This is a genomic window from Rossellomorea sp. LJF3, assembly GCF_037046045.1.
GTDB lineage: Bacteria > Bacillota > Bacilli > Bacillales > Bacillaceae_B > Rossellomorea.
The window spans coordinates 197,235-214,022 of record NZ_JBANLY010000002.1; the positions used below are offsets into that span (position 1 = coordinate 197,235).

At 43.2% G+C, this 16,788-nt stretch carries 18 protein-coding genes and 1 riboswitch; of the genes, 4 read left to right on the plus strand and 14 right to left on the minus strand.

Annotated features, from left to right (window positions below; genetic code table 11):
* Positions 1–42: 42 nt before the first annotated feature.
* From putP to V8G47_RS03475, 3 genes are all read right to left on the minus strand, one after another.
* Positions 43–1,512, minus strand: a complete 1,470-nt coding sequence (gene putP, locus V8G47_RS03465) for a sodium/proline symporter PutP (RefSeq protein ID WP_336198890.1) — start codon at positions 1,510–1,512, stop codon at positions 43–45.
* 374 nt (positions 1,513–1,886) lie between these two features.
* Entirely contained in the window at positions 1,887–2,450 is a 564-nt protein-coding gene (locus V8G47_RS03470) for an NAD(P)H oxidoreductase (protein WP_336198891.1), read from the minus strand.
* Positions 2,451–2,668: 218 nt separating this feature from the next.
* Positions 2,669–3,913, minus strand: coding sequence for a dicarboxylate/amino acid:cation symporter (locus V8G47_RS03475; RefSeq protein ID WP_336198892.1), 1,245 nt, complete (start codon positions 3,911–3,913; stop codon positions 2,669–2,671).
* 372 nt (positions 3,914–4,285) lie between these two features.
* On the opposite strand from V8G47_RS03475, the gene V8G47_RS03480 reads away from it, so the two are divergent.
* Entirely contained in the window at positions 4,286–4,714 is a 429-nt protein-coding gene (locus V8G47_RS03480; protein ID WP_336198893.1) for a phosphatase, read from the plus strand.
* Between the two features lie 46 nt (positions 4,715–4,760).
* On the opposite strand, the gene splB is transcribed toward V8G47_RS03480, so the two are convergent.
* The 8 genes from splB to V8G47_RS03520 all read right to left on the minus strand — a co-directional run bounded on the left by splB (position 4,761) and on the right by V8G47_RS03520 (position 10,997).
* Positions 4,761–5,789 (minus strand): spore photoproduct lyase, encoded by a 1,029-nt coding sequence (gene splB, locus V8G47_RS03485; protein ID WP_336198894.1) that lies wholly within the window; start codon positions 5,787–5,789, stop codon positions 4,761–4,763.
* 11 nt (positions 5,790–5,800) lie between these two features.
* Positions 5,801–6,046 carry a transcriptional regulator SplA domain-containing protein gene (locus V8G47_RS03490; protein ID WP_336198968.1) on the minus strand — a complete coding sequence of 82 codons (246 nt, stop codon included), beginning with the start codon at positions 6,044–6,046 and terminating at the stop codon, positions 5,801–5,803.
* A gap of 138 nt (positions 6,047–6,184) precedes the next feature.
* Positions 6,185–6,964, minus strand: a complete 780-nt coding sequence (locus tag V8G47_RS03495; protein WP_336198895.1) for a TatD family hydrolase — start codon at positions 6,962–6,964, stop codon at positions 6,185–6,187.
* Positions 6,957–7,694: an ABC transporter ATP-binding protein gene (locus tag V8G47_RS03500; RefSeq protein ID WP_336198896.1), complete on the minus strand. Its 738-nt coding sequence runs from the start codon at positions 7,692–7,694 to the stop codon at positions 6,957–6,959. Before V8G47_RS03500 ends, V8G47_RS03495 begins: the two co-directional genes overlap by 8 nt.
* A 1-nt stretch (position 7,695) precedes the next feature.
* A complete protein-coding gene (locus V8G47_RS03505; RefSeq protein WP_336198897.1) occupies positions 7,696–8,457 on the minus strand; it encodes an ABC transporter permease in 762 nt (253 codons plus the stop codon).
* Positions 8,454–8,747 (minus strand): thiamine-binding protein, encoded by a 294-nt coding sequence (locus V8G47_RS03510; RefSeq protein ID WP_034763192.1) that lies wholly within the window; start codon positions 8,745–8,747, stop codon positions 8,454–8,456. Before V8G47_RS03510 ends, V8G47_RS03505 begins: the two co-directional genes overlap by 4 nt.
* A gap of 12 nt (positions 8,748–8,759) precedes the next feature.
* Positions 8,760–9,746, minus strand: coding sequence for an ABC transporter substrate-binding protein (locus V8G47_RS03515; protein WP_336198898.1), 987 nt, complete (start codon positions 9,744–9,746; stop codon positions 8,760–8,762).
* Positions 9,747–9,914: 168 nt separating this feature from the next.
* A riboswitch (TPP riboswitch) is annotated at positions 9,915–10,024 on the minus strand.
* A gap of 49 nt (positions 10,025–10,073) precedes the next feature.
* A complete protein-coding gene (locus V8G47_RS03520; RefSeq protein ID WP_336198899.1) occupies positions 10,074–10,997 on the minus strand; it encodes a phosphotransferase enzyme family protein in 924 nt (307 codons plus the stop codon).
* 86 nt (positions 10,998–11,083) lie between these two features.
* On the opposite strand from V8G47_RS03520, the gene V8G47_RS03525 reads away from it, so the two are divergent.
* Entirely contained in the window at positions 11,084–11,986 is a 903-nt protein-coding gene (locus V8G47_RS03525; RefSeq protein ID WP_336198900.1) for an aldo/keto reductase, read from the plus strand.
* A 51-nt stretch (positions 11,987–12,037) separates the two neighbouring features.
* On the opposite strand, the gene V8G47_RS03530 is transcribed toward V8G47_RS03525, so the two are convergent.
* From V8G47_RS03530 to V8G47_RS03540, 3 genes are all read right to left on the minus strand, one after another.
* Complete coding sequence (locus tag V8G47_RS03530; protein WP_336198901.1) at positions 12,038–12,223, minus strand: Fur-regulated basic protein FbpA; 186 nt, start codon at positions 12,221–12,223, stop codon at positions 12,038–12,040.
* Positions 12,224–12,359: 136 nt separating this feature from the next.
* Positions 12,360–13,253 carry a cation diffusion facilitator family transporter gene (locus tag V8G47_RS03535; RefSeq protein ID WP_336198902.1) on the minus strand — a complete coding sequence of 298 codons (894 nt, stop codon included), beginning with the start codon at positions 13,251–13,253 and terminating at the stop codon, positions 12,360–12,362.
* 167 nt (positions 13,254–13,420) lie between these two features.
* A complete protein-coding gene (locus V8G47_RS03540; protein ID WP_336198903.1) occupies positions 13,421–13,750 on the minus strand; it encodes a hypothetical protein in 330 nt (109 codons plus the stop codon).
* 316 nt (positions 13,751–14,066) lie between these two features.
* Between V8G47_RS03540 and V8G47_RS03545 the strand changes: the two genes are divergently transcribed.
* Positions 14,067–15,392 (plus strand): hemolysin family protein, encoded by a 1,326-nt coding sequence (locus tag V8G47_RS03545; RefSeq protein WP_336198969.1) that lies wholly within the window; start codon positions 14,067–14,069, stop codon positions 15,390–15,392.
* 101 nt (positions 15,393–15,493) lie between these two features.
* Positions 15,494–16,780, plus strand: a complete 1,287-nt coding sequence (locus V8G47_RS03550; RefSeq protein ID WP_336198904.1) for a GntP family permease — start codon at positions 15,494–15,496, stop codon at positions 16,778–16,780.
* The last annotated feature ends 8 nt before the right edge of the window (positions 16,781–16,788 follow it).

A 16,788-nucleotide genomic window follows, 5' to 3' on the forward strand; every position in this document is an offset into this window, starting at 1 on the left:
GGACCCGATACGAGCGTATCGGGTCCTTTTCTGGATCATTGGTTATTCTTTTAAACGCAACTTAACAGTTTCAAACTCTTCCTGAACTTCTTTGGCAGGAGGGTTACCAACAAAACTGAAGATGAAGATTGCGATGGTCGCCAAGATGAATCCAGGCAGGAGCTCATACACATCGAAGAGTCCTCCAGACAACTGCTTCCATACAATGACCGTTACTGCACCCGTGATCATACCTGCAAGGGCACCGTTACGTGTCATGCGTTTCCAGAATAAGCTCAAGATCACGACCGGTCCAAAGGCAGCACCGAAACCAGCCCATGCATAACTGACTAATTCCAACACTTTGCTATCGCGGTCATATCCAAGGAAAATGGCAAGGATGGCGATGACCACTACCGAAATACGACCAACCAATACTTCTTCTTTTTGGCTTGCTTCTTTTCGGAAAATGGCTTTATAGAAATCCTGAGCCAGGGCACTTGATGAAACAAGAAGCTGTGAATCCACTGTGCTCATGATCGCTGACAGGATGGCCGCAAGTAAGAAACCTGCTACCCATGGATTGAATAATACTTGTGAGAACATAATGAACACCGTTTCCGAGTTTTCCAACGGTGAATCAGCAAAATACGCAATCCCAGAGAAACCGATGAAAATGGCCCCAAATAGGGAGACAATCATCCATACCATACCAATCAAGCGTGCTTTAGGTATTTCTCTCGTTGATTTAATTCCCATAAAACGTACAATGATATGAGGCTGTCCGAAATAACCCAAGCCCCATGCAAGAAGCGATACGACTGAAACAAACGTCGCTCCTGTGTAAACATTCAAGTAAGATGGATCGATGCTTGATACGGCACTTACCGTCGCATCCCAGCCGCCAATCTCGTAAACGGCTACAACAGGAATGATGATCAAAGCAAGGAACATCAGGATCCCTTGAATGAAGTCTGTCCAGCTCGCTGCAAGGAATCCGCCAAAGAACGTGTAAGATAGGATAACCCCTGCACCAACCCATAAAGCTAATCGGTAATCCATATTGAATGATTCTTCAAGTAAGATTGCTCCACCCACTAAACTCGATGAAGTGTAGAACGTAAAGAAGATCAGGATGATGATAGCAGAGAAAACTCGAAGAATTTTGCTTGAATCGTGAAAACGATTTTCAAAGAAATCAGGTACTGTAATTGAATCATTCGCCACTTCTGTATAAACCCGGAATGGCTTTGCAACGAATTGCCAATTCAAGTAAGCACCTACTGATAGACCAATCGCTAACCAGATTGACCCCATACCACTGGCATAAACGGCACCCGGCAGACCCAGCATCAACCAACCACTCATGTCGGAAGATCCGGCACTCAAGGCAGCTACACCGGCAGTCAATCGCCTGCCTCCAAGCACATAGTCGGATAAATTGCTGGTTAGCTTGGCTGCCATGTAACCAATAATACCCATTCCAATTAAATAAATAATAATCGATGTTAACGTTTGAATATTAATATCCATAATCTACTCCTTTGTTTTTTCTGTAAAAAAAGTAATGATTGATAAAATGATCAATGTTGGCATCGGAATTAATAACCATAACCAGGTTCCCAATGTTAATTCTTCACCCATCTCAAGTACCTCCTCCTTATGCATTTAAGTGTATTTTTTATACACTTACTTTTTAATTTTTAACTTCCCGGCTGTTATAGACACAAGAATTATCATACCATAAACGAGAATTTTTTAAAGTCATCTGCTCCTGACAGGGATAAATACATGAATAAATATACGTAAATATTCGATATTTTTGTCCTATATCAAATATTACTCAATATTTATTCACAAAAAATTATTTAAATTTATTGAAAAACAGTACTTTTTTCTCACCCTATTCAAAATAACGTACCAAGCAGATACGCTTTATTCATAGTTTTTTCATAATCAAATTTTTTATCCCTGTCCATTGTGTCAAAAAAGATCTCCACTTCTTTGTCAATGACTCCCATCTTTTCGGAAATTCCCTTTATTAGTTGGTGCCTCAACGTTTCATCATGACCATTAGAAACAAATTCCTCTTTCGTTTCACCTGCGAGCCCAACCCAAAGAACCTTCTGAGGATTGACCTGAGTGAATGCCGGATATGTGAAGACTCGATCAATATACCCTTTCATAATGGCTGGTAAACCATACCACCAAATCGGGAACACAAAGATCAGGGCGTCATACCGCTTTAATTTCTTCCTTTCCTTCTCAACAATATGGGAGGGCCTCCCTTTCATAGGGTTATCCCACTCTTCTTCACCCTTTTCATCAAGCAGGGGATTAAATTCCTCCCTGTACAAATCTAAAATGGATGACTTATATTCTTTGTCATGCAGACCTTTCTGAATATGCTTTGTAATGGAAAAAGTGAGGGAATTCGTTCGCGGATGGGCAACAATCATCAGTACTTTCAAGAAAAACAACTCCTTAAATGGACTTCAGTGATCACTGTGCGGTTTTCACTATCCAGGATAACATACCCGATTTTTCACCAAGTCCGTCTCCAATATTCTGTCGGATCCGTATGGAGAAAATACTTATCCAATACGACCCGCTTCTTTTTACAAAAAAAAGATGAAATCGATTGATTTCACCTTTTTTTCTTGCAGCTTGACGATGAGTGAGCGAACGTTTATGATTCGCCCCTCTGGATCTTAATGGTCCGTTTTTTCTCTGATTCGGATACAAACAGGGCACATGCAGCATCCCCTGAGATGTTAATGGATGTACGGGCCATGTCCAATAGACGGTCTATCCCAAGGATCAAACCTATCCCTTCGACAGGAAGATTGACACTGCTTAAGACCATGGCCAGGAGGATCAACCCGACTCCCGGCACCCCCGCTGTACCGATACTGGCAAGTACAGCCGTAAGGACGACGGTCACCAGCTGTTCCATGGATAAATCCACATGGTATACCTGGGAGATGAACACAGTGGCCACCCCCTGCATGATGGCAGTACCATCCATGTTGATCGTGGCTCCCAGTGGCTGGACGAAGGAGCTTACCGATTTAGAGACCCCCAGTCGCTGCTGGGCAACGTCCATTGAAATCGGGAGGGTCGCATTACTGCTTGATGTACTGAATCCAACGCTCATGGCAGGACTGAAATTCTTGAAGAACCATATTGGGCTTTTCTTTGCAAGAAAGAGTATCGTTCCGCCATACGTAATAATTGCATGAACGAGTAAAGACGCCAATACGACTACGAAATAAAGCCACATCGCTTTCAGGGCACTGGAACCCTGACTGCCGATTGCCGAAGCGATCAATCCAAATGTTCCGTATGGAGCGAATTTCATCACAAGGGTCACGAGATACATCATCAGGTCGTTTCCTTGCTCCACAAGTTTCAGGATTCCTTTTGTCTTATCACCCAGTGCCGTTAATCCGAATCCTATGAAGATGGCAAACGCGATGATCTGGAGCATATTGCCTTCAGTCATGGCCGTTAAGGGATTTTTAGGGATGATGTTCATAAGTGTTTCGCCTACAGGCGGAGCCTCTTCTGTTTTAAAGCCCTCTGATTGGGAGGCGTCGATTCCTTCCACCAATCCCGGATCGATGATGTATGCCAGTGCCAAACCGATCACAATGGCGATACAGGTTGTCAATAGAAAATAAACGATCGTCTTCAATCCGATTCTTCCAAGCTTCTTCGGGTCCCCTAATCCTGCCGATCCAAGGACGATGGAAAGAAACACAATCGGCACGACAAGCATACTGATCAGGTTGAGGAAAATCTTTCCTAGAGGTGTAAACAGATAAGGATCTAATATATCGAATAAATCTTTTGCAAAAATGTTCAGGATCAATCCTACTACGGCCCCTAATATCAAGGCAGTAATAATCTTTGTTGTCAAATTAAATTTCATAGATGTACCTCCCTATAATCTTCCAATTAATATAAAGATATTACCCTTATATCGTTTTTATAAAACCAAAAATTTTTAGAACTTTTAATGAATGAATTTCTCTGTTGTCATCCCCCGGCTGCTTTGTTCGTCCCAGAACTTCATTCTCCTTCCCCCATTATACTGATTTTTTATAAAATGAAAGAAGGTTGACGGATATTCACATCGAATTTACTAGAATTCCGGTGTTGGATTTCATAATTTCAGGAAGTTCAATGAATCCATTCTACCAAGAAAGCCTTTCCAAAAATTTCTTTTCGCATTTCATGGATTATCTTTTACGTGATTGGGTAAATAGTAATAACAGCATGAAATAGAAAGGAACATACGATTATGAATAAAACAGTCTATTTTCTTTCAAGTAGTCAACAGCGCAGCTTGATGGCTGAGGGCTGGGCAGAGAAGCTCCAAGTGTCGGATTGGTCTTTTAAAAGTGCCGGATGGGTTGCTGATAGTCGTGAAGAATTCAGCGTCCTGGCAATGAAAGAATTATGTATCGATATCAGTTCATTTCCTCTTTCGCGCATTGAGATGAAGGAACTTGGTGAGGCCTCGGTTATCGTTGCGATTCAGGATACAGAATATGATGATAAGATCGAACTCCCCTCTGAATTAGAAGAAAAAGTCATTTATTGGAACTTACCGAATCCACGAAAACGTTCTGCGACATTGATTGAAGAATGGGTGCACTACCAGGAAATTTGTGACGAAATTGCTATGCGGGTTAAGGATTTGGAGCATTTACTCCCACAATTACATTAAGAGGACTGATTACAACGGAACGTTAAAAGTAGTCAGTCCCTTTTTTTTACGTAAAATACTCAAGCTTCGCTTTCGGAAAATGCTTCTCCATATAAGCATACAGATGATCCTTGATTTCCTGCTCTTCATCCTTCTGGTATATATACTTACCGATTCCGTATTTCCCCCATTTGTATCGACGTTCTTCTTCATTTAATTCAAGCTTCGTCATCGGATAATTCTTCTCGATCACCCTTTTAGCAGGCTTCGTAAAACGGTGCTGGATAAATTCGAATGTTAAATCCTTCTTTGCTTCTTCCGGAAGGTGGGCTTCGAGGTGTTCGAACATTTGCTTATATCCTTCCTGCCATCCTTCATGTATATAGATGGGAGCTACGATAAAGCCAAGTGGATACCCTGCCCTGGCGACCTTACCGGCTGCTTCCAACCTTTTATCCAGTGGGGATGTACCCGGTTCAAAATTCTTGATGACATAGTCTGCGTTGATGCTGAAGCGGAATCTTGTCTTCCCATTATGTTTCGCATCCAGCAAATGATCCACGTGATGAAATTTGGTGACGAAACGTAACTTACCATACTCCGATTCACCAAAATGTTCGATCGCACGCTTTAGCGTATGTGTGAGATGGTCCACACCGACGATATCAGAAGTACACGCTGCTTCAAAACGAGTGAATTCAGGCGCCCTTTCCTCAATATACCGATCTGCCGCTTCAAATATTTCATCTACATTCACATACGTGCGAATATAAGGTTTACTACCCATCGTGGTTTGAAGATAACAATAATGGCAGTGCCCCATACACCCTGTCGCAAACGGGATGGCATACTCAGCTGACGGCTTGGAGGTATCGAACTTCAGCGTTTTCCGAACCCCCACTACTAACGTTGATTTGGCGATCCTGTATTTTTGAAAATGATTATCCCCAGGCAGATTTCGAACCTGATTGTGGGAAGTGGTATAACGGATTTCCACATCCATCTTCTCAAACTTTTCCTTTAATTGCTTCCCTAATGGGTAATCCAGTGCATTGGGTTCAAAATAGACCAATTGAGGCACGAACGGTTTTACCATATTATCCCCTCCTAAAGGTCTCCAAATGATTGTGAATAGGCCTCTTCTGCTTCTGCTTCTGAAGAATAGACGGCTACTTCGTGCGTTAACGGATAATAGGTTTCATATAAAAATAATGCTAATTCGTCTGGGTTTTCCGGATCGTGCACAAAAGCTGCTTCCTGTATATTGGCTACACTTTGAGTATGGGGGTTACGGTAAATCACGTAAACAACATCTCCAGCTTGATACGGCGTATAGTGATCGTTCAATTCCATTTTTCTCACCTTTTCCTATCATTCATTACTTTCATTTTTTGTCAATCGAGATAGAAATATGATGGTAAAAGATGTTTAATTAGCAACAGCCCAAAAAGAAAACTCCCCCCACTTGACTAACCGCAGGAGAAGTTTGTTCTATAAACCATAAAATTCAGTTGTATTTTTGACCAATTGTTTATATACAGCTGCTTCTGTCATGCTTTTTAATTCGGCCACTTTTTCAATGGAGCGGTGCATCATGCCAGGATGAGTCATTCTTTCTTGAAAGACTCCTTCAAACCTCCAGGGACCGTCTGTTTCCACCATCAGCCCTTCGATCGGGTAGGCTCTGACCAGCTGTTGTATTTCCTTTTCATACAGGACATCAGGCGTAACAGAAACGAGGTAACCATTACGGATCATCCTTTCGATCGTTTCACTATCTCCCTTAAACCAATGAAAATGAGCTTTTGAAATGGAATGCTTCTCCAATAAATCGCAGATGATGGGAGCATGCTCATAAACTCCATGAAGGATGATGGGTTTATTCAGCCGATTCGATTCAATGATAAAGCGTTCCAACAGCTCTATGTAAGGAGCGAGGACCAGTGAGGGATCTTCTTTCATTTTGTAATAGGGCAGCCCGACTTCCCCGATTGCAACCAGATCTTTATGATTCTTACGAATGAAAGCTAAAAGTCCCTCCACCCCACTATCCGAAGGAAGCTCTTGTTCCGGATGATAACCAGCAGCTGCCTTTATCCGTCCGTCCCCTTTCGCAAATGCAAGGTTTTGTTTGGATGATTGAAGGTGAAAGGATACAGAGATGAGAGCCTCTACTGAGTAGAGATCGAGCTCCTTCAGGATTTTTTCTCGTTCTTCCTTTTTATATAAGTCCAGGTGAATATGAGCATCGATGAGAGATCGTTTACACATACTGAGATAATTCCTTAAAAATATCCGTTTTCCATTTCAGGAACTCTTCGGTTAGAAGGATTTCTTTGTCTCGCGGCCGCGGGAATGGTACGTTGAACTCCTTTTGCACGCGTGCCGGTCTGGTTGATAACACAATGATACGGTCCGACAGGAAGAGGGCTTCGTCGATATTATGAGTGACAAACAGGACCGAACTTAAGTCTTCTTCCCATATTGAAAGGAGCCACCTCTGCATATCCAATCGGGTAAATTCGTCAAGGGCAGAAAATGGTTCATCCAGGCATAAAAAGGATTGAGGGCTGACCAGTGCACGAATAAATGCGACACGTTGTTTCATCCCTCCTGAAAGATCTTCAGGGTAAGCGTCCTCATAGCCCTTCAAACCGGCGCGTTCAATCATCCCCATCGCCATTTCCTTATCCCTCTTTCCGTGCAACTCCTGACCAAGCATCACATTCTCGATCACCGTCCTCCACGGTAAGAGGGACGGACTTTGCGGCATATAGCTAATGGACCCTCTACGGCCATTGATCGACTCTCCATCGAGCTTTATATCTCCTGAATCGGGTGCAAATAATCCACCGATCACGTGAAATAACGTACTCTTTCCACTTCCTGAAGGACCAAGGATGGAAACGAATTCACCTTCCCCCACTTGAATGGAAAGATCATCGAGAATCAATTCACCATCAAAGGATTTGGACATATTTTGAATCGATAACGTCGTCATGTTATTTGTCCTCCTTTCGATTCCACTTCACCATGATTTTTTCTAATAGTACGATGAGTCCAAAAAACAGCAGGCTGAGGAGCATGATCATGAAAATGGCGACAAACACCCTGTCGGTCCTGAAGGAAGAGGATGCAAGTGTCATATAGACGCCAATTCCTTTTTGAGCTCCTAGCCACTCCGAAATGACCGCACCCATCACACTATAGGTTGCGGAAATTTTCAAACCGGAGAAGATAGAAGGCAGTGCATGGGGCCACTCCACTTTCCGGAAAATCTGTCCTTTGGTTGCACCGGACATTTTCATATAAAGAATATACTCTCCGTTTGTCTGCCTGAAACCATCCATCGCCGAAACCGCCACAGGAAAGAAACAAATCAAGGTAATGACGATGATTTTGGGCAGGAGTCCAAATCCGAACCAAATGACAAGGAGAGGGGCCAAGACAATAATGGGTATATTCTGAGACAGGATCATGAGGGGATAGATCGCTTCCCTTACCTTAGGGAGGAGATGCAGTACCACCGCTGTCCCGAGCCCGATTGAACAGCCAATCGCAAACCCTGCGATCGTCAGAAATGCCGTTGATGAGAAATGCCCTTTGAACTCAGACCACGAAGCGATTCCTTCTTCCCATATCTCTGAAGGCGATGGCATCAGCCAGGCTGGCACCTCAAAGAGTTTAATGGCCACTTCCCAAATGATGAATAAAAGGATGAGGACCAAGAAGGGTCTCCATCCTTTTGAAATCCAAGTCCTCATCCTTTATATTTCTCCGTTAAATCGTTCATTTCGATCCCATCCGGCTGGTACAATACTTTAATCTGGGAAATGACGTTTTTGCTTCCTATTTCAATCATCCGTTCATTCATCTGTTCAATCACCTTGAATAATTGTGACAGATCCCCCTCCATCGTCGTTTCCAAAGGATGGACTTCATATCGTACTCCCGATTTTTCAATGATTGCGATCGCTTCATCCACATACGGAATCACGTCTTCACCGTTCTTTGTCTTCGGGATAATTTGTATGCTTACAAGTGCGTTCCCCATTTTGTTCACCTCTTATTTTGGTAAGAATTCGTTTGTGAATGCTTTCTTGCTTTCGAGTTTCTTATCTAATAAACCATTTTCATACATCCATGACGCATAGTTCTCCCAGACTTCCAGTTTCTGCTCTCCCCATCGGTCAGCATCATCTTTATATTTGGGTGCGAGCCATTCCTGACTCTTCATGACTAATTCTTTATCAAGATCTGGAGCTGCATCTAATAGGATCTCCCCCGCCTCTTTCGGGTTGTCTATTGTGTATTGATACCCTTTGGAAGCAGCTGCCATGAATGACTTGACCGTTTCAGGATCTGAATCGATCATTTTTTCATTCGTTGTGAGGACTGGAGTGTAGTAATCCAGTTTATCGGAATAATCCTTAACATACATCATGTTCAACTCTTCACCGCGGAGTTCAGCTTCAATTCCTGTCCATCCATAATAGATCCAGGCGAAGTCTACGTCTCGGTTAACGGCAGTAAAGAAATCGGTGTCTCCCATGTTTATGAAATTCACTTTTTCCACATCCGCGTTTTCTTGCTTCATGATTGAATCCATAACGGCTTTTTCCACGGGTGATCCCCAGCCGCCATAGCTTTTCCCTTCGAAATCCTTTGGTTTTGTAATACCCTTACTCTTCGGGGAAGCAAACCCCGACGTATTATGTTGAATGATGGCAGCTATGGATACGATGGGTACATCTTGAACCCTCGCTTGAGTGACACCTTCCTGATATCCAACACCGAACTCGGCTTTCCCCGATGCAACGAGCTGATCGGCACCCGCTTCTCCGGGCAGGATGATGTCTACATCCAATCCCTGATCCTTGAAGTAGCCTTTTTCTTTCGCTACATATAATCCGGTGTGGTTGGTATTCGGTGTCCAGTCGAGTACGACACTTACTTTTTTAAGATTGTCCTTTTTCTCATCGGCTGCATCTTCTCCCCCGTTACAGGCGGATAAAAGAAGTACAGAGCAGATGAGGAACATCCATTTTTTCATGATGATTCCTCCTTCGATCTTTTGCGGTCGTAACGTTTCATTCCATTATTCTTCGCTTATTCTTGAGAATGAATGTAAACCAATGGCTGTTTGAGGCTTAAAGTCCGGGATACAATAAAAAAACGCCCCAAGCTTCAGCCGCGGGACGCATCGTTAAACAGGTTGTGTATCGTTTAAGAGTATGTTTCCTACGCTGGTATCAGCCAGTTCAGGTTCAAAGGGTCAGTATCTAAAGGATACAATCTCAACCGGCCACTCCGGTCCCCCTACACTTGGAATATGAAATTAAACGTTATCTTCCTCCCTACTTTGCCATAGAATGAAAGGTTATTCAAGCTTTTCCTTCTCATATTGAAAGACTCCATGGAATTGAGCGGATGCAAACAGCTCCTCGATGAAACCCATACACGAAGTACCAGCTTCTGAATATCCCTTATAATAAGTAAAAAAGGCATATTGCAGGAGAAAGAGTATGACTATTGATGGCAAGATTCTTTTCTCTCCTTCGGTCAAAAGGTCATGCCTTTCATAGCCTTTCATAAACGCCAGGATCCAATTAATAGAATGGTCCTTTTTCTCCACTTGGACCGCTTTGAGCATCCCTGCTAGGAAGTAGCCGATGTCAGTAATCCGGGGTGCCGTACGGATTCGTTCAAAATCAATGAGCCCGCTCACTTCCCACCCCTTCATCAAAATATTCCCCGGATTGTAGTCGCTATGAACGAATTGATGGGGCAAACACTCATAGACAGACCCCCACCCCTTCATCCTTGATAGGATCCCTTGCCCCCTTCTGCCGATCGACTCAGAGCCAAGCTCCTTCACCCATTCTCTTACATGCCTTTCAATCTCCCAGCCCTTCGCTTCATAATGGCACCGATATTCTTTAAGGATGAGATGCAGGGTTGCAAGGTATGCTCCTGCATTTGTCAGGGAGTCGGTAGAAAAATCCGTCAACGGCGCTCCTTCAAGTGCCTCATAAAGAGAATAGATTTGCTCTCCTTCTTTTACATATGGAAGTTGTGAGGAAGTTAATATAGGAGATTCAACGTTCAGGTGATGACTCATTAAATAAGAGGTTAGATAGAGCTCCTCCATTCGATTTTCAATGGAAGAATCCACTCTTCTTTTCAAATAGAAGGTCTTTCCTTCCGCCTTCACTTCCGTAACATAAGGATGAAGAAGAAGCGTTTTCATGGAAGTGGGATCCATTCCCCAATGACTAATAATATCCTGAAGAGGTTCAATCATTTCTATTTCCTTTCAATACATAGTAATATACATGTAGTATGACTATGAAAGAATATCTACATACCATATGAGGAGAGGTTTCACCTATGCAAAGAATACAAATGACAGAAGACTTATCATTCTCGAGGATCATTCATGGATTATGGAGACTATCAGATTGGAAGCAGTCCAAGGAAGATACGTTATCATTGATTCAACACAATATTGAAAACGGAATCACCACGTTTGACCATGCCGATATTTATGGTTCTTATACATGTGAAACCTTATTCGGTGAGGCGCTTGCCCTCCAACCATCATTACGGGAGAAAATGGAGATCGTAACAAAATGCGGCATTGTCCTCCCTTCTGACAATCGCCCGGAGCATAAGACGCATCACTACAACACCAGTAAAAAACATATTCTCACCTCGGTTGAACATTCTCTCCAACAATTAAAGACGGATTACATTGATCTATTGTTGATTCACAGGCCGGATCCTTTCATGAACGGCGAAGAGGTAGCTGAAGCCTTCACTCAATTAAAAGAAGAAGGGAAAGTCCGTCATTTTGGAGTATCCAACTTTAAAGGTCATCAGTGGAATATGCTTCAATCTTATTTGCCGTTTCCATTGATTACCAACCAAATTGAATTATCCGCCTATCACCTGGAAAACTTTGAAGACGGCACGTTAAACCTCTGTCAGGAAAAGCGTGTGGCTCCCATGGCCTGGTCACCACTTGCAGGCGGAGCGATCTTCAAGGGCGAAGATGAGAAAGCCGTCCGTCTTCAACATACATTAAAGAAAGTGCAGGAGGAAACTGGAGCTAAGGGGATCGACCAGGTTCTATATGCATGGCTGCTTAACCATCCGGCTAACATCATGCCAATCGTCGGTTCAGGTAAAAAAGAACGGATCCAACATGCAATCGACTCTCTTTCCATCCAATTGAACCATGATCAATGGTTTGAAATCCTGCAGACGTCCATGGGACATGATGTACCTTAAACGATAACCGCACATGAAAAAAGACGATCCTTTCTCTAAAGGGTCGTCTTTTTATTGAGCTATATCTCCACCAACATAATATTCAAGGTAAACATCCTGCAATTCATCCATTGAAAGTTCATAGAGCTGCTTACCGAACGATTTATAGACGCCGATCCTCAATAATTGTTGTATATAAAAGTCTTTTTTAAGTTCGGGTGTTTTGTTCTGTTCTGATTTCGTTTCTTGATGTAGCATGTTCATCCCTCCAGTTGAGGATATACCCCAATCATGGAGAGACATAAACATTCGTTTTCCATTTTACTTGAATCACCTTATAAAAAACCCCGTCACTGCAATCATGAGAGGGATACTGCATAATATTCCCAACTGATCATGTACAACTATGATGATGCCCTTCAAGCACGTTTTCCCCTTCAACTTGGATGGTAGAATGATGAATGTCAAACTCATGTTCAAGAAGGGCTGATAACTGTACTAAGATCCTATCCCGATTCACTTCATCCCCTACGACGACATGGCAGCTTAAAGCTTTAAAATCCGAAGTGATGGACCATACATGAAGATCATGGACTTCCATGACTCCCGGTACCTGAGACAGGCTCTTGGACACCTTTTCCATATCAACATCTCCCGGAGAACCTTCCATTAAGATATGAATGGAATCCTTCGTCACCCTCCATCCGGAGATGACAATAAGAATCGCTACGATGACAGAAGCAATCGGGTCTGCCAGATTCCAATCAAAGAAGTAAATGAGAAGACCCGCTATGATGGCCCCGACTGATCCGAGCATATCCCCCAGTACATGAAGGAATGCACTGCGGACATTCAAATTATGTTCGTTGTCCCCTTTCATCAGGATCCAGGCGACAATGATGTTCACAATCAAGCCGATTACGGCGATGATCATCATGCCGGGAGATACAGTGGGAATGTCGATGAAGCGACGGTAAGCTTCCCAGAAAATGTAAAGGGAAACCAATATCAGGGTGATGCCGTTCAGAAAAGCAGCTACGATTTCAAAACGTTTGTACCCGTAAGTCTTCCCCATATCCGACGCCTTCTCCCCTATATAGAAAGCGGCCAGACTAAGACCAAGTGCCGCTGCATCACTGAGCATATGCCCTGCATCTGAAAGAAGGGCTAGACTATTTGTCACCACTCCCCCCACCACTTCAACAATCATAAAAGTAAAAATGAAAAGAAAGCTGATTAATAATGCTTTTTTATTTTGGTTGTGGCCATGACTGTGATCGTGACCCATATGATATCCCTCACTTTCAATTTTCTTCTAAGAACATACATACTATTATACGTACCGTCGCTCCCATTAAGCAAAAATATGGGAAACACGCATGGCCAGGAAGGCTCCGGAAGCCGATTTTCGAACATAAAAAAACCCGGACACTCAATCCGGGGCTCGCTGAAGGATTAATTTTGTTGAAGCTTTTTCCGCTCGCGCTTCATGAAGAGGTCAAGTGTTACCCAGAACACAACGGATGTAATGGCGAAGATGGCGATGGCGAAGTAGATGTCTTCAGTTTTCCAGTCTAATCGAGGAATAAGCAGGCCCAATACACCTGATAATATATAGTAGCCACCAATTAATTGCAGGTATAACCGTCCTGTTTGGGATTGAAGGTTTTCAAGATACCCTTTTCCTGCTTTGCCAAAGAAAATGGCTACTCCTCTTAAAATGATATAAACCGAAAAGGCAATGATAAGGGCTACAACAAACTCTTGATTAAAAACGTCTGCCATGATCGTCCTCCTTTCCAACTATCCAGTGTTTTGAATCCTAAATGATTGTTTTGTTCATAAATATTCATTATGATGAAATCATGAATCAAACCGGTTAATCGTTATATTTCAGAATAACCCAATGCGTGTTGCATTTCAATGATAAACGGACAAACGAAATTGGATAGGAATGTAATACGTTAAAAGGATATACTCAATGCGAAAGGATTTCAAGTGGCATACGTCCCTCAATTCTTACGTTATCATGACTATTTTATACAGGAGGTGATTGAAGCGAAAGAAAGGGACAACTTCCCGTTCTTTTGACTTCTACTACTTGGATATTTTCATTAATTTACTACTTGTTGCCCTGTTAATCGGATTGACAGCGTTCTTCGTCGCTTCTGAGTTTGCCATTGTGAAAGTGAGGGGTTCGAGAATCGATCAATTGGTTTCTGAAGGAAATCAAACCGCCGTTGCTGCGAAGAGGGTCATTTCCCATCTGGATGAATACCTTTCTGCCTGTCAGCTGGGGATTACCATCACCTCCCTTGGACTTGGGTGGTTAGGAGAACCAACCATTGAAACGCTGCTTCACCCACTATTTGAAAAGTTTGATATAAATCCGTCCATTTCAAACATCATTTCATTCGCCCTGGCTTTTTCTGTCATTACCTTTTTGCATGTGGTGATAGGAGAATTGGCTCCGAAGACATTTGCCATCCAAAAAGCTGAGAAAATCACTTTATTATTTGCCAAGCCTCTCATTTGGTTCTACCGGATTGCTTATCCGTTTATTTGGACCTTGAATAGTTCGGCACGCGTGTTTACGGGCATGTTCGGTTTAAAACCTGCCTCAGAGCATGAAATCGCCCATTCGGAAGAAGAGCTCCGAATCATTCTTTCCGATAGCTATAAGAGCGGTGAAATCAACTCTTCCGAATTCAAGTATGTGAATAAGATATTTGAATTCGACGAGCGAATCGCCAAGGAAATCATGGTCCCCCGGACAAACATTGTGACTCTATCCGCAGAATCCACCATTGATGAAGTATTATCGGTCATTAAGGAAGAGCGGTATACGAGATATCCTGTCGTGGATGGGGATAAGGACAATATCCTTGGGGTTGTAAATGTGAAGGAACTCTTAACGACCCTCGTGAATCATAAAAGCGAGCATGAGGATGTGACCTCCTTCATTAAGCCCGTCATCCGCGTCATTGAAACCATCCCGATTAAAGCCCTGCTCCTCAAGTTGCAGAAGGAACGCTCCCCCATGGCCGTCCTTCTTGATGAATACGGCGGAACGGCAGGCCTGGTTACCGTGGAGGATATCATTGAAGAAATCGTCGGTGAGATCCGGGATGAATTTGATATCGATGAAATTCCTGAAGTCCAGAAGATAAAAGAAGATCATTATATTTTCGACGCCGTCATGCTCATTGAAGATGTGAATGATCTTCTGGGCATCTCGATTGAAGAGGAAGAAGTCGATACAATCGGAGGATGGTTCCTCACTCAAAAATATGAAGTCATGCCTGAAGATAAGATCGAAGAACAAGGCTATTGCTTTAAAGTCAAGGAAATCGACGGCCACCATATTCAGTACCTGGAAGTCACCAAAATGAGAAAGAACACGTCTGAAACGAACGAGTCTCACTAAGAGCCCGTTCGTTTTTTTTTATGTTCCACAAGACGATAGCAAAGAATAAATCTTTTCATAAATGGAAAAATAAGCGGAAATAGATAGTTAAGAGGTGAACTATGACTAGCATCATCGTTGGATTAATCCTGCTTATGGTTTTAGCGTATTTAGGCTGGTCGATCATTTGGATCGCGCCGTTGGTTGCAGGTTTAGTTGCATTAATGAGTGGTCTCGATCTGCTGCCGGCCTATACAGAAACGTATATGACCGGATTTGTGGACTTCGCAAAAGAATGGTTTCCCGTCTTCCTGTTTGGGGCCATCTTCGGTAAGTTGATGGAAGATGTAGGTGCCGCCCAATCCGTTGCATACAAAATCACCAACATTATCGGAAAAGACCGGGCCATACTGGGAGTATTGATTGCTGCAGCGGTATTGACATATGGCGGTGTCAGTTTATTCGTGGTGGTGTTTGCCATCTATCCACTGGCGATCGCCATGTTCAGAGAGGCGGATATTACACGAAAATTACTGCCGCCGACATTTGTATTAGGTGCATTCACTTTTACCATGACCGCAATCCCGGGTACACCCCAGATTCAGAACCTGATACCGATCGATTACTTCAAGACATCACCTACTGCCGCTCCAATCATTGGGATCACAGGGGGATTAATCATGGCGGTTGGAGGGTACTTTTATTTAAGATGGCGTCAAAAGCAGTTTACGGGGAAGGGAGATGCTTTCACTGAACCCAAAGGCGGGAATGATGTGAAAGAGATTAAAGAATCGGAGCTTCCGAACTTCTATCTCTCGTTTCTGCCCCTTGTCATCGTCGTCGTTACATTGAATGTGTTCAAGTGGAACATCCTGACTGCCCTTCTTGTCGGAATCCTTTCAATTTTACTCATTAATTTCAAACATTATAAGAAATTCATTCCTGCTGTCAATGGAGGGGCCAAAGGATCGGTTATGGCCGTGATCAATACAAGTGCCGCAGTCGGGTTTGGGGCTGTCGTTACAGCGGCACCCGGTTTCAAGACGTTAACGAAACTCATCCTGGGCATCAAAGGGAATCCGGTGATTTCAGAAGCAATCGCTGTTCAAACATTGGCTGCCATAACGGGTTCTGCTTCCGGAGGGATGGGAATTGCCCTGGAAGCGTTGGGAGATAAATACTATGAGCTTTCACAGACAAGCGGAATCAGCGCAGAAGCATTCCACCGAATTGCTTCCATCTCTTCCGGCGCATCGATTCTGCCTCATAATGGCGCTCTCCTTACCCTATTTGCCGTCACAGGACTTACTCATAAAGATTCATATCTAGATGTTGCCGTTGTCGGGCTGCTTATTCCGACAATCGCGGAAATCGTCTCAATCATCTTAGCCAATCTGGGAATTTACTAATTCGAGGA